The organism is Sinomonas sp. P47F7 (assembly GCF_049332655.1).
Lineage (GTDB): Bacteria > Actinomycetota > Actinomycetes > Actinomycetales > Micrococcaceae > Sinomonas.
Window position 1 is genome coordinate 1,874,119 of sequence record NZ_CP186327.1, and the last position, 17,267, is coordinate 1,891,385.

Annotated in this window: 16 protein-coding genes and 1 pseudogene; 10 read left to right on the forward strand and 7 right to left on the reverse strand. The window is 70.0% G+C overall.

All coding sequences use genetic code 11. From position 1 onward, the window contains the following. Positions 1-125: 125 nt before the first annotated feature. Positions 126-520, forward strand: a pseudogene (locus ACOKR1_RS08815) (LexA family protein). A gap of 341 nt (positions 521-861) precedes the next feature. Here the strand turns inward: ACOKR1_RS08815 and ACOKR1_RS08820 are convergent. Both ACOKR1_RS08820 and ACOKR1_RS08825 read right to left on the reverse strand, forming a co-directional pair. Next, positions 862-1,935: an IS630 family transposase gene (locus tag ACOKR1_RS08820; protein WP_422934367.1), complete on the reverse strand. Its 1,074-nt coding sequence runs from the start codon at positions 1,933-1,935 to the stop codon at positions 862-864. Positions 1,936-2,459: 524 nt separating this feature from the next. Beyond that, positions 2,460-2,759, reverse strand: a complete 300-nt coding sequence (locus ACOKR1_RS08825; protein WP_422936283.1) for a MerR family transcriptional regulator — start codon at positions 2,757-2,759, stop codon at positions 2,460-2,462. Positions 2,760-2,892: 133 nt separating this feature from the next. Between ACOKR1_RS08825 and ACOKR1_RS08830 the strand changes: the two genes are divergently transcribed. The 3 genes from ACOKR1_RS08830 (at position 2,893) to ACOKR1_RS08840 (ending at position 4,158) form a co-directional block, all read left to right on the forward strand. Continuing rightward, positions 2,893-3,315, forward strand: a complete 423-nt coding sequence (locus tag ACOKR1_RS08830; protein ID WP_422935584.1) for an Hsp20/alpha crystallin family protein — start codon at positions 2,893-2,895, stop codon at positions 3,313-3,315. Between the two features lie 73 nt (positions 3,316-3,388). Then, the gene (locus ACOKR1_RS08835; protein WP_422935583.1) at positions 3,389-3,727 is read left to right on the forward strand and encodes a DnaJ domain-containing protein; all 339 of its coding nucleotides are present in this window, start codon (positions 3,389-3,391) and stop codon (positions 3,725-3,727) included. 29 nt (positions 3,728-3,756) lie between these two features. Further along, the gene (locus ACOKR1_RS08840; RefSeq protein ID WP_422936284.1) at positions 3,757-4,158 is read left to right on the forward strand and encodes a hypothetical protein; all 402 of its coding nucleotides are present in this window, start codon (positions 3,757-3,759) and stop codon (positions 4,156-4,158) included. A 105-nt stretch (positions 4,159-4,263) separates the two neighbouring features. Here ACOKR1_RS08840 and ACOKR1_RS08845 read toward each other — a convergent pair whose 3' ends face one another. The 3 genes from ACOKR1_RS08845 to ACOKR1_RS08855 all read right to left on the reverse strand — a co-directional run bounded on the left by ACOKR1_RS08845 (position 4,264) and on the right by ACOKR1_RS08855 (position 8,034). Next, a complete protein-coding gene (locus ACOKR1_RS08845) occupies positions 4,264-5,445 on the reverse strand; it encodes an ABC transporter substrate-binding protein (protein ID WP_422936285.1) in 1,182 nt (393 codons plus the stop codon). Between the two features lie 121 nt (positions 5,446-5,566). Then, complete coding sequence (locus ACOKR1_RS08850) at positions 5,567-6,073, reverse strand: GNAT family N-acetyltransferase (protein ID WP_422936286.1); 507 nt, start codon at positions 6,071-6,073, stop codon at positions 5,567-5,569. A gap of 20 nt (positions 6,074-6,093) precedes the next feature. After that, positions 6,094-8,034, reverse strand: coding sequence for an FAD/NAD(P)-binding protein (locus tag ACOKR1_RS08855; protein ID WP_422936287.1), 1,941 nt, complete (start codon positions 8,032-8,034; stop codon positions 6,094-6,096). Positions 8,035-8,291: 257 nt separating this feature from the next. On the opposite strand from ACOKR1_RS08855, the gene ACOKR1_RS08860 reads away from it, so the two are divergent. Genes ACOKR1_RS08860 through ACOKR1_RS08885 form a run of 6 tightly spaced genes read left to right on the forward strand, consistent with a single transcriptional unit; the run spans position 8,292 to position 14,700 of the window. Next, on the forward strand, positions 8,292-9,248 hold the full coding sequence (locus tag ACOKR1_RS08860) for an amino acid ABC transporter permease (protein WP_422936288.1): 957 nt from the start codon (positions 8,292-8,294) through the stop codon (positions 9,246-9,248). Continuing rightward, on the forward strand, positions 9,245-10,027 hold the full coding sequence (locus tag ACOKR1_RS08865; RefSeq protein WP_422936289.1) for an amino acid ABC transporter ATP-binding protein: 783 nt from the start codon (positions 9,245-9,247) through the stop codon (positions 10,025-10,027). Before ACOKR1_RS08860 ends, ACOKR1_RS08865 begins: the two co-directional genes overlap by 4 nt. 10 nt (positions 10,028-10,037) lie before the next feature. Next, positions 10,038-11,024 carry an ABC transporter substrate-binding protein gene (locus ACOKR1_RS08870; protein WP_422936290.1) on the forward strand — a complete coding sequence of 329 codons (987 nt, stop codon included), beginning with the start codon at positions 10,038-10,040 and terminating at the stop codon, positions 11,022-11,024. Between the two features lies 1 nt (position 11,025). Continuing rightward, positions 11,026-12,177: an LLM class flavin-dependent oxidoreductase gene (locus ACOKR1_RS08875; protein ID WP_422936291.1), complete on the forward strand. Its 1,152-nt coding sequence runs from the start codon at positions 11,026-11,028 to the stop codon at positions 12,175-12,177. After that, entirely contained in the window at positions 12,174-13,289 is a 1,116-nt protein-coding gene (locus ACOKR1_RS08880) for an LLM class flavin-dependent oxidoreductase (RefSeq protein WP_422936292.1), read from the forward strand. Before ACOKR1_RS08875 ends, ACOKR1_RS08880 begins: the two co-directional genes overlap by 4 nt. Positions 13,290-13,302: 13 nt before the next feature. Next, positions 13,303-14,700 (forward strand): NtaA/DmoA family FMN-dependent monooxygenase, encoded by a 1,398-nt coding sequence (locus ACOKR1_RS08885; RefSeq protein ID WP_422936293.1) that lies wholly within the window; start codon positions 13,303-13,305, stop codon positions 14,698-14,700. A 71-nt stretch (positions 14,701-14,771) separates the two neighbouring features. Here the strand turns inward: ACOKR1_RS08885 and ACOKR1_RS08890 are convergent, their stop codons facing one another. Further along, complete coding sequence (locus tag ACOKR1_RS08890; protein WP_422936587.1) at positions 14,772-15,767, reverse strand: ABC transporter substrate-binding protein; 996 nt, start codon at positions 15,765-15,767, stop codon at positions 14,772-14,774. Positions 15,768-15,921: 154 nt separating this feature from the next. After that, complete coding sequence (locus ACOKR1_RS08895; protein ID WP_422936294.1) at positions 15,922-17,265, reverse strand: LLM class flavin-dependent oxidoreductase; 1,344 nt, start codon at positions 17,263-17,265, stop codon at positions 15,922-15,924. Positions 17,266-17,267 lie beyond the last annotated feature (2 nt).

Genomic DNA, 17,267 nt, shown 5'->3' on the forward strand with positions numbered 1-17,267 from the left:
TGCGCCGGACCCCAGCCCCGACTTGGACTCTGACTCCTCGTCCCGGGCCGCTGTGGAGAGCGCGGGGGGCTGGGACTGGCTGGGAATCGTAGGACTGACCATGCCCTTATTTCCACAGGGCGCCCGTGCCGGTAGTCCCTCCGCCGGCGCAGGACTACTGCGACGGGCCGATCGACGTCACGGAGCAGCTGGTCATGGATCCGGCCGCTACGTTCATCGTCCGGGTGGTGGGGGACTCGATGGAGGGGCGGGGATCAGCGACGGCGACGAGCTCCTCGTTGACCGCTAGCTCGAGCCGCGGCACGGCGACGTCGTCGTGGCCGTGCTCGACGGCGAGCTGACGGTCAAACGCCTCCACCTCACCGCCCGCGGCATCATCCTGCGGGCCGAGAATCCCAAGTACCCCGACATCCGTCCCAGAACCCAGCGAACTTCTGGTCTTGCGAGGGCTGTCAGCGGCAGGCGCACGGACTTCGCGTTGCGGGTTCCATACTTGGCCTTGTTGAGCCTGCTCGCGTGATACAGCGGGAAGCAGCTGTAGACCATCAAGGGGAGTGCGATCGCGAATATGAGCGTGAAGGCTGCGTACCCGAGAGAAAGAACGCCGGCCATTCCGGCGATGGTCGCCATCGCCAGAAGAAAGATCCACAACGCGCCCGAAGCGATGAAAGCAACACGGAAGCGGGAGCAGTCGCCTGCTGCTTCGGCTCCCATCCGGGACTGCCATCTAAGCACATAGCGGTTGCAATTGCGCTAATAGAATGATTTCAATAGTTCCCGCCGCCCTTTTCGCTGACGTGTTCGCCTAGGTCGATTGAGTCTAGAAGGGTTCCTCCGCCGCCGAAAAGCGCCCCTCATGTCCTAGTGTCGCGTTTCTGAAGTGGTCGGACGGTTCGCTTTAGCGAGGATCTGTTCTGGGGTCTTGGTCCAGATGAAGGGGTGGCATCGGTCGTTCCAGCCGGTGATGAACTGCCGGATCTTGGCGTTGAGGTCCTTGACGGATGTGAAGACGCCGCGGCGGATGGCCTGGCGGTCGATGATGCCGAACCAGACCTCGACGAGGTTCAGCCACGACCCGGAGGTCGGGGTGAAGTGGACGCTGAAGCGGGGGTGGGCTTCCAGCCAGGCCTTCACCTCGGGGGTCTTGTGCGTGGCGTAGTTGTCCATCACGAGGTGCAGCTCGCGGCCGGGGTAGGCCCGGTCGACCTGGCGCAGGAACGCGAGGAACTCCTCCCTGCGGTGTCTCGGCTTCACCGCCGCGGTGACCTGGCCGGTGGCGACCTCGAGAGCGGCGAACAGGGTCGTGGTGCCGTGGCGGGTGTAGTCGTGGGTGCGCCGCTCGATCAGGTGCGGCTGCATGGGCAGCATCGGGGCGGTGCGGTCCAAGGCCTGGATCTGCGATTTCTCGTCCACGCACAGCACCACCGCGTCCTCCGGGGGCGCCAGGTAGAGGCCGACCACGTCTGTGACCTTCGCGACGAGCTCGGGGTCCGTGGAGAACTTGAACGTCCCGGACCGCCAGGGCTGGACCCCGTACTCCCGCCACGCCCGGGCAACGGTCGCGTTGCCGATGCCCAGCCTGTCCGCGAGGAGGCGGGAGGACCAGTGCGTCACCCCATACTTCTTCGGAGGCGGCGCCAGGGTCGCCGCGACGATCTGCGCGTGGTCCACCCTGCGCGGCCGGCCGGGCCGCTGCTGGTCCACCAGCCCGTCCAGTCCGGACTCCGCATACCGGTCCCGCCAGCCGATCACGGTCGTCCGGGTCACCCCGACACGCTCGGCGATCGCCGTGTTCGAGATCCCCTCGGCCGCCAGCAGCACGATACGCGCCCTCTGCGCCACGCCCGCGCGCACCGAACTCGAACGGGTCAGGCGGGTCAGCTCTTCGAGGTCCCCCTCCCGGAGGGCCAGCGCACGTGCGGGACGATTGGCCATAGCCAATCCTCCCAAACACGCAAGTGTCTATCTAATAACGACACGCTGCACTAGCCCGTCAGCAAGGCCTGCGCTCCGACAGCGGTCGCACCATTTGACGCGATCCCGAAGACTGCGCCCATGGACCGCCTCACCCTTCCGACTTCTTGTCCATAAGGCAAAGTCGGCGTCCAGCGCCGCCCCAGCCGTCCCCAGTCCCTAGGAACCACGGCCACGGTCAGGGCAGCAAGGCCGCCGATTTCTGAAGACGGGGCACGAGAGAACTCACGAAGTCGTCACGCCCATCAGATACCCATCGAAAACACCCGTGACCGACCCGAAATGACCCGGTACAATCCATATGGGGGAGTCGCCCGATTCCCCGTCTGACCAGGGAAAACACGAGATTTCCGCAGCCTTCCGGGGAATTCAAAAATCCTCCAAGGGGTCGCAGGGTTCAAATCCTGTCAGCGGGAACTCTACGTTTCCCGTGGCTTTTGCGATTATGGAACGGCTGCGCGGCGACGGCCTCTGCGGGGCTGGAGTCAGCGACCGATGGCGGGGCGTGCTTCGGCGAGCTGGGCACGGAGGCTGGCGTTCTCGTCCTCGAGGGCGAGGACGAGGCGGATGCCTTCGACGTTCAGCCCGGCTTCGACGAGTTCGCTGATGCGGCCGAGCCGGTCCATGTCGTCCTCGCTGTAGCGGCGGGTCCCGCCGCCGGTGCGGGACGGGGCAAGCAGGCCCTTGCGTTCGTACAGGCGCAGGCTGGACAGGCCCAGGCCGGAGAGCTCGGCGGCCACCGAGATCGCGTAGACGCCGTCGGATGAGTCGCGCCTGCGGGCCATGCCACCACCTGATTCCTCTTGCCTTGACCTACCCGTGCTGATCTATTATATCTGTGTCTTGAGAGGCAGATCATATGCCGATCACGAAACACTAATTGTGATCCGAACCATCGAGCCATTGGAGGTGGCAGTGATGCTGATGCGAACCGATCCCTTCCGCGACCTCGACCGCCTGACCGAGCAGGTCTTCGGTACGACGACCCGGCCCACGACGATGCCGATGGAGGCCTGGCGCCAGGACGGGGAGTTCGTGGTCGAGTTCGACCTTCCGGGGGTGGACCCGGACACGATCGATGTCGACGTCGAGCGCAACGTCCTGACAGTCCGGGCGCAGCGGCGCTCTCATCGCCCGGAGAAGGCCGAGGCCGTCGCCGCCGAGCGGCCGGAGGGCACGTTCGGGCGTGAGCTGATCCTGGGCGATGCGCTGGATACGTCGAAGGTCAGTGCCGACTATGCCGACGGGGTCCTGACCCTGCGCATCCCGGTCGCCGAGCAGGCGAAGCCGCGCAAGATCAGCGTCACCACGAAGAAGGAGAAGAAGGAGATCGCCGCCTGAGCCTTCGCTGCCCCGGCCGGGCCGCCCAGTCGGGTCCGGCCGGGGCAGCAGGCCATACTCCGGCGAGGCAGCGATGCGTTCCGCTGACTTCTACACCCTGCTGGGCGTTGAACGCACGGCCACCAACGAGGAGATCCGCCGGGCCTTCCGCCGCCTTGTCCGCGAACTCCATCCGGACGGGCAGGCCGGGGAGGGCGCCGATCCGGAGCGGCTGCGCGAGGTGCTCGAGGCATACGCGGTTTTGGGCAGCCCCGACCGGCGGGCGGCCTACGACCAGGCGCTGCGCCGGGCCGAGGCGACTTCCCTGCTGTGGGCGGACTTCCCTTCGCGGGTCGCGCCGCTCCGGCGCGCCTGGTCCGTCTTCGACGATCCGGAGATCCTGCGGACCCTGTTCCGCTGGTGGTACCCCTGACCGGGGAACCGTGCAAGGAGGACGAGCAAGTGAGCGCTGTAAGCGGCGGGTGGCGCCGCTACGACAACACCCTGTTCCCGGTGTTCCATGAGAGGTTCGAGGAGAAGTGGGGGGCTGGGACGGCGCCGTTCCTGGATCCCAGCGTCTATGGAGAGGACCAGCCCCGGCCTCGCGCCCAGTGGATCAACGTCGACACCGGCGCCGCGGTCGCCGTCGTCCCCGTCTGGGAGGACGACCCCGAAGCCCGCTCGTTCGCCGTGTTCTACCTCCCCCCGCACGGAGGCATCTGGGTCCTGCGGCCCCCAGGCCTGACCGGCTACATCGAGGCCGTCGCCAACGGCACCACAGCCACCGAGCACGCGATCGCCCTCCGCAACGACTCGTTCAAGAAGGCCGTCGCCCACGCCGAGGAATTCATCTACGGAACCTAGCCACTCCACACCTCCCGCGAGGGAGCCTGAGCATCCCGATTGCCCCCGAACCGATCGTCGCCTGGCTCCGCTCCTAGGATCGGGCCATGGCAGGCAACCGCTGGTTCATTCTTGTCCGAGGCCTGCGGCGCTGACCTTGGTCCCTCCCGAGACGCGGTTGAGGATGCTCAGGTCGAAGAGCCCGTGCAGGTCTGCAGGCTTCGTGACGCCGACGTCGACGCCGTCCTGGAGCAGTTTCGGGTACGCGCCGGCGAGCGGGTCGGTGGTGAAGGTGATGTTGGAGAGGGCGCGGACGACGACGTCATTTGGGAGCGCCTGGCCCGCCGCGGCCTTGAGCCCGTCGTTGACCGCCTGGGCCTTCTGCGCATCGCTGGCCTTGTTGAGCCAGTCGATTGCGGCGGCGTCGCCCTTCACGAGTGCCTCGACCGTCTGGGGGTGGTCGGCAGCGAACTTCTTGTTCACGATCAGGATCGTGGTCGGGAACAGGCCCGGCTTGCCGGTCTGGGAACCGTCCCAGAGCGTCTTCTCGTCCACGAGGACGTGGGCGCCGGCCTGGAGCACGAGGCGCGAGGCCCACGGCTCGGGCAGCCACGCGCCGTCGAGCTTTCCGTCCTGAAAAAGCTTGAGGGTCTGGGCGTTGTCCGTCGGATTGATCGTGACGTCTCCGCCGCCGTTCGGGCTCGTCTTCAAGCCCTGCTTGGCCAGCCACGCGCGCAGCGCCACGTCCTGGGTGTTGGCGAGCTGCGGGCTCGCGAGGGTCCTGCCCTTCAGCTGGGAGGCGGAGGTGATGTCCGCCTTCACGACCAGCTGCGCCCCGCCGGCTGCCGCGCCGGCCACGACGACGATCGACTGGCCCTTGCTCTGGGCGAAAGAGCTGATCGCCGGGTTCGGGCCGACGTAGGCGGCGTCGATTGCGCCCGCGTTGAGCGCCTCGATCTCTGCCGGGCCGGCGTTGAAGACCTGGGTCGTGAGGCTGTTCGTGCCGGCGGCCTTGAGCGCATTGGCGATCTGCCCCTGGCTCACGCCGATAACGGCCGGGGCGTGCGTGACGTTTGCGAAGTAGCCGAGGCGAAGCTGCGCGGCGGGCGTGCCTACGGGCGCGACGGCCCGTTGGGTGGGCTGGTTCGCGTTGACGGTCGCCAGGGCGGCGCCTGCACCGAGCAGGAGGACGACGGCGGCTCCGACGCCGATTTTGAGGCCGCGGCCCCGCTTTGACGTGGTCGTGTCCGTCTGGGAGGTGATGCGGACGCTCTGCGTCCCGCTCTCCGGGATGGGGCTCTTGCTCATGGTGGATGTCCTCGTGATGGGTGCTGGGAGGTGATGGGGGTGTTCCTGCGGGAGAGCCTAGGAAGGGCTCGATCGCGGGCCAATAGGCCCGTCACGGGCGTTCGCCGTTCTTCATCCCACGTCATGTCGGGGACGAGCAACCGAAACCAGCGGCTTCTCGAAGGCAAGATGCCCGACGTCCTCGGGGTTGGAGGCGAGGTCGAACAGGCGTGTAGCCGGCCGCAAGGTAGAGGGCCTTCGCTTCGGGCTGCCGCGGTCCGGTGGTGAGATAGATCCGCTCGTAGCCGCGGCGAAGGGCTTCGGCCTCCAACGCCTCGAGCACCGTCCTGGCCAGGCCTCGCCGGCGGTGAGCGGGGTGCGTCCAGATCCGCTTGAGCTCGGCCGTCGAGGCGTCGTACCTGCGGAACGCACCGCCCGCGATCGACTCACCGGCCTCTGGGATGATCAGCAGCGTCCCGTGCGGCGCAGTGAACTCCTCCGCCGGGAACCGGGCGAGTTCGCCCGCTGCCCCTCCGAAGCGATCGCCGTACCTCTCGGTGTACTCGGTGAGCAAGCCGGCGAGCAGCGGGGCCACGCGGGCATCGCCGAGGGGAAGGGCCAGGATCGACTGGGCGGTCGGTGCGGGCATCGGGACACGGATCCTTTCGGTCAATGGGCGAGGCCGTGGACGACCGCGAGGGCGGCCCCGAGCTCGGATGGCGGTGGGGTGGTGAGCTGTGCCAGCAGCCTGCGGGCGAGCGCATCGGTCTCGCGGAACGGCGCCGCATTGCTGCGCGGGCGGGCGAATGCCCCGGCGGCCCAGCTGGTGGTGCCTGCTCCGGCGGCGAAGAGCCACCGGCGTGCCGGCCCGTCTACGCGGGCCTGCGAGTCGACCACGAGCCGACCCGAGCGGTCTTCCCGCGCGAGCCCAACGGCGGCCAGTGACTGCAGCAGGGGATTCGCCGAGCGGCCGAGCGCCGGGCCTGGCAGCCGCGCCTCGACGAAGGCGCGTGCGTCCGCCGTGACGCTCCCGCCGGCGGCCGAGGCCCGGAACACCCCAGCCGCCTCGTCCGCCTTGACGCTGAGGCCAGGGCCGAGGAATTGGACCAGACCCGCCCGTTCGAGGGCGAGGAGCTCCCGCAGCCGCCCGGCGGGAGGGCCCGAATCGACGAAGCTGAAGAAGCCGTGCCACCAGCCGCACACGAGGTCGCGCGAGGCCGGGGTGAGCTGGTCGAGCGGGACGAGGCGCCCGAGTTCCATGTAGGCGCGCAGGAGGCCGAGGAAGAGGGCGAGCGTCTCGGAGTGCTCCCCGGAGTCGCGGAGCGCGAGATCCTCCCTTATGTGGCGCACGACGGCGCCATGCACCTCAGCGGGTGAGCCGCCGAGCCCTTCGAGGGGGCGGTCGAGCCGGGCGAGGTCGAGCCGGTCCGGTTCCAACGGCACGGCCCCGGCGACGAGCGTGTCGAGTTCTGGGCTGCCCCACGGAGCGGCGGCGAAGCGCTCGGCGAACTCGGGCCAGGGGAGGCGGACGCGGCCCGGGTGGCCCGTGAACAGCTCGCGGTAGTACGCCCACGCGACCTCCCGCGCGACGAGCGGCCACAGGTCCTCGACGAAGTCGATCTCTCCGCGCCGGGGGAGGAGCGGGGCGACGGCGGCCACGGTGAGGAACCGCAGCGGCCCCGGGGCTTCGCCGTGGAGTCCGCCCCGCACTTTGGAGTGGTAGGGAACGCCGCGCCGCGATCCGGCCAGGAGGCGTGGCTCACGCCCCGAGGGCAGGTAGCGCAGGGCGCCCTCCTCGGGGCCGGCCTCGGGGTCGGGGACGAACCGGCCGCCGCGGCTTTCGAACAGGAGCACCACGAGGTCGATGAACGCGAGCCCGAGGCCTGAGACGATCACGTCCTCCCCGGGTCCGAGCCGGGAGAGGCCGGCGTCCGTCGTGTAGGCGGGCGGGACATAGGCGAGGCGATGGCGGCGGGCGAAGTCGGCGAGCTCCGATGATTGGGGCGGCAGCGTGGCATCCGTGTGGCCGAGGGCAAGGACCACGGCGTCGGCGGCGATGCTCCCGCCCGAGGCCAGGCTGACGACCGCCCCGTCTCTGCCGGCTCGCGCCTTCACGCGCACGGCCGTGTCCGGATGGACGGTGACCGTCACGCCGCGGCGGCCGAGCCCGTCAACCGCCCGGCGGAAGAACCACTCGAGGTACAGGCTCTGAAGGCGCCGCGTCGGGAACGAATCCGGTGCGAGGTCCCGTGCCTCGCCGGCAAGCTCGGGTGCGCCTGCCAGCGCCCGCCACAGCTCGGCGTCGTCCGCGGTGAAGGCGCACGGTCCGCTCAGGTCTCGGGCCCATTCGGCCAGGCTCGGACCCTCGGCAGCCGGCCCGCCGCACTGCACGGAGTGATCCGTGAACATCGTCACGTACGCGGCGCGCGAATTGAGCGCGAGCAGGGGGGACTGCCCGCGTCGCCAGATCCGCCCGGAGCCAGGGGAGTGCGGCTCGATGACGTGGACTTCGAGCGGGGCGGGGAACTCCGGCAGGTTCGCGGCGAGGCGCTCGAGCAGCATCGCGGCGCGGGGCCCACCGCCGACGACGGCGAGGACGGCTGGCTTCACGGGGTCCTCCAGGGGTGACGGGCCGGCGCCTCCGACCCTCGGAGCAGCCACGGTAGAAGCCACGCACCGGCAGATCCACGCGCTCGCCACACACCTTCATGCCGGGACGCGCGAGGTCATCATGTCCTCGTGTTTCCGAACGTGACGCTTCACGTCGGCGGGTGACCCTCCGAGACCCAGGGCATTGAGGGCCCCCTCGGGCGCTCCTAGATTGAGGCCCACTCCACACGTTTGAACTGTCCGAGGGGAAGGATCCAATGTCCGCTGCATCATCACTCGCCGGCGTCGCCAAGGCGCCGACCGCCGGGAGGCCGGACTACGCGAGCTACGCTGTCGTTCCCGCCCGGCACCCCTGGCGCTGGGCGGGAACGGCCGTCGTCGCCCTCGCCGCGGCCGCCATCGCCTGGAGCCTGATGACCAACCCCCGCTGGGAGTGGGGCGTCGTCGCCCAATGGTTCACCGCCCAGTCCGTCATCACCGGCCTCGCCGAGACGCTCAAGCTCACCGTGATCGCTGGGACGCTCGGGTTCCTGCTCGGCTTCGTCCTCGCCCTCATGCGCCTCTCCTCCTCGCCGCTGCTCGTGGGGGTCGCGTGGACGTTCTCGTGGATCTTCCGCTCGACTCCGCTCCTGGTCCAGCTCCTGCTCTGGTACAACCTCGGCTACCTCTACGAGAAGATCAGCCTCGGCATCCCGTTCACCGACGTGCGCTTCTTCGAGGCCCCCACGACGTCGCTCATCAGCCAGTTTGCCGCCGCGATCCTGGGCCTGACCCTCAACCAGGCCGCCTATTCCGCGGAGATCATCCGGGGCGGCATCCTGTCCGTGGACCACGGCCAGCTCGAGGCCGCGGCCGCGCTCGGCATCCCCGCGTGGCGCCGCTCGACCCGCATCGTCCTGCCGCAGGCCATGCGCGCGATCCTCCCGACCGCGTTCAACGAGATCATCGGGCTCGTGAAGGGCACCTCGATCGTGTACGTGCTCGCGTATTCGGAGCTGTTCTACACCGTCCAGGTCATCTACAACCGCACCCAGCAGGTCCTCCCCCTCCTGCTCGTGGCCACGGTCTGGTACGTCGTCATCACCTCGGTGCTGAGCGTCGCGCAGTACTACATCGAGCTGCACTTCGCGAAGGGGGCCGTGCGGACCCTCCCACCGACGCCGCTGCAGCGGGTGCGGGCCTTCCGCTCGCTGCACGCCAGGGGGATCCGATGACGCGCGGGCTCGTCGAGGTCGTCGACGTGCGGAAGTCCTTCGGCGCGCACGAGGTGCTCAAGGGTGTCTCGCTCACAGTCCAGCCTGGGGAGGTCGTGGTGATCCTCGGGCCCTCCGGCTCAGGGAAGTCGACGCTCCTGCGGACGATCAACCATCTCGAGCGGGTCGACGGTGGGTACGTCGCCGTCGACGGCGAGGTCGTGGGCTACCGTCCGTCCCGGGGGAAGCTGCACGAGCTCTCCGAGCACGACGTACTCAAGCAGCGCTCCGAGATCGGCTTCGTCTTCCAGGCGTTCAACCTCTTCCCGCACCTCACCGCCCTCGAGAACATCGCCGGGGCGCTGGTCTACGCTCAGCGCAGGCCCAAGGTCGAGGCTCGGAAGCGGGCGCTGCAGCTGCTCGGCCGCGTCGGCCTCGCCGAGCGCGCGGGCGCCTACCCCCGCCAGCTCTCGGGCGGGCAGCAGCAGCGCGTCGCGATCGCCCGCGCACTCGCGCTCGACCCGAAAGTCGTGCTGTTCGACGAGCCCACCTCCGCTCTCGACCCCGAACTCGTCTCTGAGGTCCTCGATGTGATCCGGGACCTCGCCTCCTCGGGCACGACCCTCATCGTCGTCACCCACGAGCTCGGCTTCGCGCGCGACGTCGCCGACCGCGTCGTCTTCATGGACGACGGCGCGATCGTCGAGGAGGGGACGCCCGCTCAGATCTTCGGCGCGCCCCGCGAGGAGCGCACTCGAGCCTTCCTCTCCAAAGTGATCGAACCGACCTTCCAGATCTGAAAGGAACCCAGTGCCTCGCACCCGCCCTTACCGTCCGCTGCCCGCCTGGGCCGCCTCCGCCGTCGTCCTCGTGGTCCTGGCCGGCTGTGCCGACCCCGGCGCCCAGGCCGCGGGTGGCGCCTCTGCGACGCCCTCGAACGGCGCGCAGTACAACCTCTCACCGGATCAGAACCGCATCCGCGACCAGAAGGACCCGGCCGCCGCGGCCAAGGTCCCCGCCACGGTTTCGGCCGACGGCAAGCTCACCGTCGCAACGACCGGCGGCTCGATCCCGCTGAGCTTCCAGGCCACGGACAACCGCACGCTCGTCGGCTCCGAGATCGACATCGCCCAGCTCGTCGCAGACAAGCTCGGCCTCGAGCTGGACCTCCAGCAGACCTCGTGGGAGAGCTGGCCGCTGAAGACCCAGTCCGGGGCCTACGAGGCCGTCTTCTCCAACGTGGGCATCAACTCGGACCGTGCCAAGCTCTTCGACTTCTCGACCTACCGCGCCGCTTACATGGGCTTCGAGGCGAAGAAGACCGCGACGTTCACCGTGAGCGGCGCCGACGACATCTCGGGCAAGAAGGTCGCCGTCGGCTCGGGAACCAACCAGGAGAAGATCCTGCTCGCCTGGAACAAGGACCTCGCGACCCGCGGCAAGGCGCCGGCGGAGCTGCAGTATTTCGCCTCGGACGCTGACACCATCCTGGCCCTGTCCGCCGGCCGCATCGACCTGAACCTCGCACCCTACCCCTCGGTGGTCTACCGGGCTGCGACCCGGGACGACCTCAAGGTCGTCGGGAAGGTCAACGCGGGCTGGCCCAACGAGACGCTCGTGGCCGCGACTACCAAGCGCGGCAACGGCCTCGCCGAGGCCATCACGGCGGCCCTGAACTCGGCCATCGCGGACGGCTCTTACGCCAAGGTCCTCGCCCGCTGGGGGCTCACCGACGAGGCCGTTCCGCAGTCGGCGACCGTCACGGCGGAGACGCTCGCGCAGAAGGCGGGGAAATGAGATGAGATTCGAACTCCTGGACATCATCCCGCACCAGCGGCACCCGATCACCGGCGAGCAGGCCTCCCCAGCCGAGCGGCTCGCGCAGGTCCTCGAGACCGCGCGCCGGGCGGAGGAGCTGGGCTTCGACTCCTTCGCCGTGGGGGAGCGGCACGCGGGCGACTTCCTCTCCTCTTCGCCCGCGACCGTGCTCGCAGCGATCGCCGTCTCGACCACCCGCATCCGCCTCCACACCGGCGTCACAGTCCTGTCCGTTCTCGACCCAGTCCGAGCCGCCGAGGACTACGCGACGATCGACCAACTCTCCCGCGGGCGCCTCGAGATCACCATCGGCAAGGGAAACGAGGTGCTCCAGTACCCGCTCTTCGGGCTCGATCTGGCCGACCAGTGGGACCTCCTCGCCGAGAAGCACGGGCTTCTGCGCCGACTGTGGCGCGAAGAGGGCCTCACCTGGAGCGGGCGCTTCAGGCCGCCCCTCGAACAGTCGACGACGACGCTGCCGCGACCGTTCGCGGGCGCACCGCGAATCTGGCACGGCAGCGCAACGTCCCTCGCCTCCGGCGCCCTCGCGGGGGTCTGGGGCGAGCCGCTCTTCACCGCGAACGCGATCCAGCCGCGGGAGAACTACAAGGTGCTCATCGACCACTGGCGCCAAGAGTACGCGGCCCATGGCCACGACCCTCGCCACGCGTACCTCGGGGCCGGCAGCGGCGCCGGCGGGATCTTCCTCGCCGATACGACCCAGGAGGCCAAGCGGCGCTTCGGCCCCGTCTACGAGGCCCTGACCGCCGCGCGCGAGGTCCCCGGCAACAACACCCCGTTCCGGGACATCGACCAGGCCATCGCCGAAGGCCCCTCCCTCGTGGGCAGCCCCGCGCAGGTCGTGGAGAAGATCCTCTCCTACCACGAGTTCTACGGGCACGACCTCCAGTCCGTCTCGCTCCCAACTGTCCTGCCGTTCGGCGAGCAGCTCGATGTCCTAGAACGCTTCGCCCTCGAGGTCATCCCTGCAGTCCGGGCCGCCGCCCCGACCACCCTGTGGGGCGACGGCGACCCCTACGCGGGCCGGCCCGAAGCCTACGGGGCCACCGAACCCGACGCGGCCGCCGCAATCGACCGCGACCACGACCACCACCGGGAGAACGCCGCATGACACAGGCAAACGGCCTCATCGGCCTCGACCTCGACGACGCACACCCCTCTGGCTGGCGCTTCGCGGCCGCACCGCCGTCGTCCGCCTTCCGGGCCGACCGCTCGCTGCGGCGAGTGCTCGACGCCGAAGCCGCGGGCTTCCACTTCGCAACCTTCTCCGACCCCCTGCCCGTCCGCGGCGCCGACGAACACGGGCGGCTCGACGCCGTCCAGCGTGCGGCCTACGCGGCCCCGCTGACCCGGACCATTGCACTGGTGCCCGAGGTCGAGACCACGGCCAGCGAGCCGTTTCACGTCTCGACGCAGCTCGCGAGCCTCGACCACCTCAGCTACGGGCGCGCTGGCTGGCTCGTCGCCGCGGACGGCTCGCCAGAGCGCCGCGCGGCAGTCGGGCGCGAGCCGCTGGACCCCGAGGAAGCCTTTGCCGAGGGCGGCGACGCCGTCGGGGCGGCCCGGCGCCTCTGGGACACCTGGGAGGACGGGGCGGAGATCCGCGACGTCGCCACGGGGCGCTACCTCGATGCCTCGCGGGTGCACTACGCGGAATTCCGGGGACGCGCGTTCTCGGTCAAAGGCCCCTCGATCGTCCCCCGGCCACCGCAGGGTCAGCTCCCGGTCCTTGCCCCGTACGGTGCAGTCCCCGCCGCGGAGGCCGACGTGCTGCTCGTGACGGCCCCCGCGTGGGACCTCCTCCTCGCCGAGGCCGCATTCGTGCGGGATGAGAACCCAGGGCAGCTCGTCGTCGCCGAGCTGGACCTCGTTCTCGACGCGCGCGGCCAGAGCGGGGCCCAGCGGCTCACGGCCCTCGACCTCACGTCAACGTGGCGCTCGCCGCACACGCTCTTCGTCGGCGGCGCCGCCGAACTCGCCGACTGCCTCGCCGAGCTGCTCCGCGTCGCCGATGGGGTACGTCTCCACCCGGCCGTCATCGACCTCGACCTGCCCGAGCTCGCGCAGCTCGTACTGCCCGAGCTGCGCCGCCGCGGCCTGCTCGCCCCGACCGTCGCGGACACCTCGTTCCGGCACCGGCTGGGCCTGCGCCGCCCGCCCAGCCGCTATGCCGGCGGCCCGCTGGCGTTCTATGCGGCGCCGGCCGCCGATTCCATCATCTGAGGACCTGATCATCATGAGCATCCATCCCGAGTTCACACCGAGCGGCCAGCTTCAGTTCGGGGTCTTCTTCCAAGGCGTCAATTCCGGCACCGTGTGGAAGCTCCCGCAGTCCGGCTCGCAGACGGACTTCCAGTCATTCCGCCGCGTCGCGCAGACGGCCGAGCGCGGCCTGTTCGCCGCCTTCTTCCTCGGCGAGGGGCTGCGGCTGCGCGAGCACCTCGGCCGGATCCACGAACTGGACGTCGCCGGGCGTCCCGACGCCCAGACCATGCTCGCCGCGCTCGCCGCGGTCACGGCCCGCATAGGGCTCGTCGCGACACAGAACACGACCTACAACGACCCCGCGGATCTTGCGCACCGGCTCGGTTCGCTCGACCTCCTCTCCGGCGGCCGGGCCGCATGGAACGTCGTCACCACGGACAACGCCTGGACCGGAGCCAACTTCCGCCGCGGCGGCTACCTCGACCACGCCGACCGGTACCGTCACGCCGAGGCGTTCGTGCAGGTCGCCCAGGAGATCTGGGACTCGTGGCGGCCGGGTGCCCTCGCCTCCGACACCGGAGGGCGGACGACGGCGGACCGCTGGCTCGCGCCCGACTCAGTGCGCAGGGTCCGGCACAAGGGGCGCCACTACACCGTGGACTACACGCCGCGCCTGCCACGCAGCCCGCAGGGACGGCCAGTGCTGTTCCAGGCTGGAGACTCGCCCGAGGGACGGGACTTCGCGGCCCGGCGGGCCGACGTCATCTTCTCGGCGCACCCAGGGTTCGAGGACGCGATCGAGTTCCGGCGCGATCTTGTCGACCGCACGCTCCGCGCGGGACGGCGTCCGGAGTCGCTCAAGATCATGCCCGCGAGCGAATTCGTCCTCGCCGAGACGCCCGCCGCCGCGCGCGAGAAGCTCGCGTGGCTCCGGGAGCTGCAGATCGGCCCGCAGCAGGCCATCGCCTACCTCGAGCAATTCTGGGGCCTCCCGCTCGGCGGCTACGACCCTGCCGGGCCGCTCCCGGACGTCGACCCCGGAGTCGAGACGACCTCCGAGACGCGGGGGAGCGGCTTCCACGGGGCAAAGGCGCGCGAGCTCGCCGCCTCGTGGCGTGCCGAGGCGTCGGAGAAGGGATGGAGCATCCTCGAGTTCGTGCGGCAGCGCAACTCGCGGGCGTCGCGGAGCTTCGTGGGATCGTACACGGAGGTCGCGGACAGGCTCGCCGAGTACGCGAGGGTCGGGGCGGTGGACGGCTTCAACGTCTCGCCTTGGCTCGTGCCGAGCGGCCTGGACGACATCGTCGACCGGCTCGTGCCCGAGCTCCAGGACCGCGGGGTCTACCCGACGGAGTACGCGGGGACGACCCTTCGCGAGCATCTGGGGCTCGAGCTCCCCGCGTCGGCGTGGGACCTGAGCAGGATCTGACCCTGTGGTGTGCGAGAGGTGGCCACTCGTCGAAGGTTCGGACGAGTGGCCACCTCTCGAGTGGCGAGTGGTCAGCTCTTCGGCAGTCCAGGCGGGTTGAGGTCCGAGCGCGGAACGGCCTCGGAGGAGAGGCCCCACCGGTCGAGGATCCGTCCGTACGTGCCCGAGGCGATGAGCCTGTTGATCGCCGCCTGAGCCGCGGCCGCGAGGCCGTTGCCCTTCTTGGTCGTGAAGGCGATCTGCGCGGTGAGCGGCCAGCCCCCGCTGAGGGTCCCAACCTGCTTCGTCTTGCCGTCCGCGGCAGCCTTGTACGCCGCCGTCGCGTTCGGGCCGAACGTCAGGTCCGCGCGGCCCGACTGGAGGGCGAGCGAGGAGGCGGAGTCGTCGTCGTAGTACTGGAACTGGACGCCTGGCAGCCCGGCGGCCTTGTTCTGCTGGTCCCACTTGAGGAGGATCGCCTCCTGGTTCGTGCCGGAGCCGACGATGATCCGCTTCCCGGCCACGTCCTTGGGTTCCGTGACCGAGGTGATCGTCGAATCGCTCTTGGCATAGAAGCCGAGGAGATCGTTGCGGTACGTCGCGAAGTCGAATTTCTCCTTGCGCGCCTCCGTTACGGTCACGTTGGAGAGGATCGCGTCGTACTTGCCCGACTCGATGCCGAGCGGCCAGTCCGCCCACGCTACAGGGGAGACCTCGACCGTGAGCCCGAGCGTCTCCCCGATCGCGTAGGCGAGGTCGACCTCGTTGCCGATCAGGGTTTTGTTGTCCGTTGCGTAGAGCGACAGCGGCGCCGCGTACGGCGAACTCACCACGACGAGCTTGCCCTTCGCCTTGACGTCCGCCGGGACCAGCGACGCTGCGGCATCGTCCTGTGGCACCTGGATGCGGTTCTGCTGCGGCGTGAGGTTGAAGCTCTTCCCAGCGACTGTTGGCTGGCTCGTGCTGTCGGCCGCCCGTGCGCTGGGGTCGCTGCAGGCCGTGAGTCCGAGGACTACGACGCCGGCGAGGGCGACGGCGGTGACGCCGGCCCGACGTCGTGCTCGCGGATGGGGGGCGTCGCGTTCGATGGGCGAGTCGGGACGGGGGTCTGGACTGTTCTCATGCAATCCTCCGGATGCTGGGCGCTGGTCGGGCGTGAGGGGCCCCGGGCGGGAGCTTCTGTGAGAAGCGCTCCGCCCGAGGGCCCCTCGAGCCATCGCCTGCGCGGTGATGGGCGGTCGGTCAGGAGACGTGCGGGGGCCCGGCTGCGGCGCTGAGCAGGCCGGCGGGCCGAGGCAGCCCGTAGTGCTCGCGCAGGGTCGTGCCTGCGTACTCTTCGCGGAACAGGCCGCGGGCCTGGAGGAGCGGCACGACGTGGTCCACGAACTCGTCGAGGCCGGAGGGCAGGGCGGCGGGCATGATGTTGAAGCCGTCGGCCGCACCGGCGCGGAACCAGGACTCGATGGCCTCGGCGACCTGTTCGGGCGTGCCGGCGAAGGTTCGGTGGCCCCGGCCTCCGCCGAGCCGGCCGATGAGCTGCCGGACGGTGAGCCGCTCGCGGCGGGCGAGGTCGACGATGAGCGTGTAGCGGCTCTTCGCCCCCTCGATCTCGTCCTCGTCCGGCAGGTCCGCGGGCAGTTCGCGGTCCAGGGGCAGGTCCTCAGGTGCGACGCGCAGGGTCTTGGCGAGCTCGTCCCGGGCGTACTCGGGGCGGATGAGTTCGTCGAGCTCGCGCTCGCGCCGCAGCGCCTCGGCCTCGGTCCCGCCGAGGACCGGCACGATTCCGGGGAGGATCTTGATCGACTCGGGATCCCGCCCCGCGGCCGCAGTCCGTCCCTTGAGGTCGTTGTAGAACGCCTGTGCCTGCTCGAGGGTCTGCTGGGCCGTGAAAACGGCCTCGGCGTAGCGGGCCGCAAGCTCCTTGCCGTCCTCCGACGATCCCGCCTGCACGATGACGGGCCGCCCCTGGGGCGACCGCGGGATGTCGAGCGGTCCGCGCACCGAGAAGTGCGCACCCACGTGGTCGACGGCGCGCACGCGGCTGTCGTCGCCCCACACCCCGGCCGCCTTGTCGGCGAGCACGGCGTCGTCGTCCCACGAGTCCCACAGCTTGAACGCGACGTCGAGGAACTCGGCCGCGCGCTCGTACCGGGTGCGGTGCAGGGGCTGGTCGTCGAGCCCGAAGTTCCGGGCGGCGTCCGCCCCCGCCGTCGTCACGACGTTCCAGCCGGCGCGGCCGCCGGAGAGGTGGTCGATCGATGCGAAGCGCCGCGCGAGGTTGTACGGCGAGTTGTAGCTCGTCGAGGCCGTCGCGATGAGCCCGATGCGATCCGTTGCTGCGGCGAGCGCCGCGAGGAGCACAGTGGGCTCGACGGCGCTCGAGGGCCGCCGCGCCACGGACCCCCAGAGCACGGGCGAATCGGCAAAGAACACGGAGTCGAACTTGCCTCGCTCGGCGGTCTGGGCGAGCCGGGTGAAGTGGGCGAGGCTCGTGCCGGCGTGCGGATCGCTCTCGGGGAGCCGCCACGAGGCCTCGTGGTGGCCGGTGCTCATGAGGAACGCGTTGAGATGCAGCTTCCTGGCCACGT

Bases quoted from the DNA above. Each gene is read 5' to 3' on its own strand.
- ACOKR1_RS08845 (WP_422936285.1), bottom strand. From the start codon at position 5,445: ATGAGCAAGAGCCCCATCCCGGAGAGCGGGACGCAGAGCGTCCGCATC.
- ACOKR1_RS08865 (WP_422936289.1), top strand. From the start codon at position 9,245: ATGACGCGCGGGCTCGTCGAGGTCGTCGACGTGCGGAAGTCCTTCGGC.
- ACOKR1_RS08825 (WP_422936283.1), bottom strand. From the start codon at position 2,759: ATGGCCCGCAGGCGCGACTCATCCGACGGCGTCTACGCGATCTCGGTG.
- ACOKR1_RS08850 (WP_422936286.1), bottom strand. From the start codon at position 6,073: ATGCCCGCACCGACCGCCCAGTCGATCCTGGCCCTTCCCCTCGGCGAT.
- ACOKR1_RS08835 (WP_422935583.1), top strand. From the start codon at position 3,389: ATGCGTTCCGCTGACTTCTACACCCTGCTGGGCGTTGAACGCACGGCC.
- ACOKR1_RS08860 (WP_422936288.1), top strand. From the start codon at position 8,292: ATGTCCGCTGCATCATCACTCGCCGGCGTCGCCAAGGCGCCGACCGCC.
- ACOKR1_RS08820 (WP_422934367.1), bottom strand. From the start codon at position 1,935: ATGGCCAATCGTCCCGCACGTGCGCTGGCCCTCCGGGAGGGGGACCTC.
- ACOKR1_RS08880 (WP_422936292.1), top strand. From the start codon at position 12,174: ATGACACAGGCAAACGGCCTCATCGGCCTCGACCTCGACGACGCACAC.
- ACOKR1_RS08830 (WP_422935584.1), top strand. From the start codon at position 2,893: ATGCTGATGCGAACCGATCCCTTCCGCGACCTCGACCGCCTGACCGAG.
- ACOKR1_RS08875 (WP_422936291.1), top strand. From the start codon at position 11,026: ATGAGATTCGAACTCCTGGACATCATCCCGCACCAGCGGCACCCGATC.
- ACOKR1_RS08885 (WP_422936293.1), top strand. From the start codon at position 13,303: ATGAGCATCCATCCCGAGTTCACACCGAGCGGCCAGCTTCAGTTCGGG.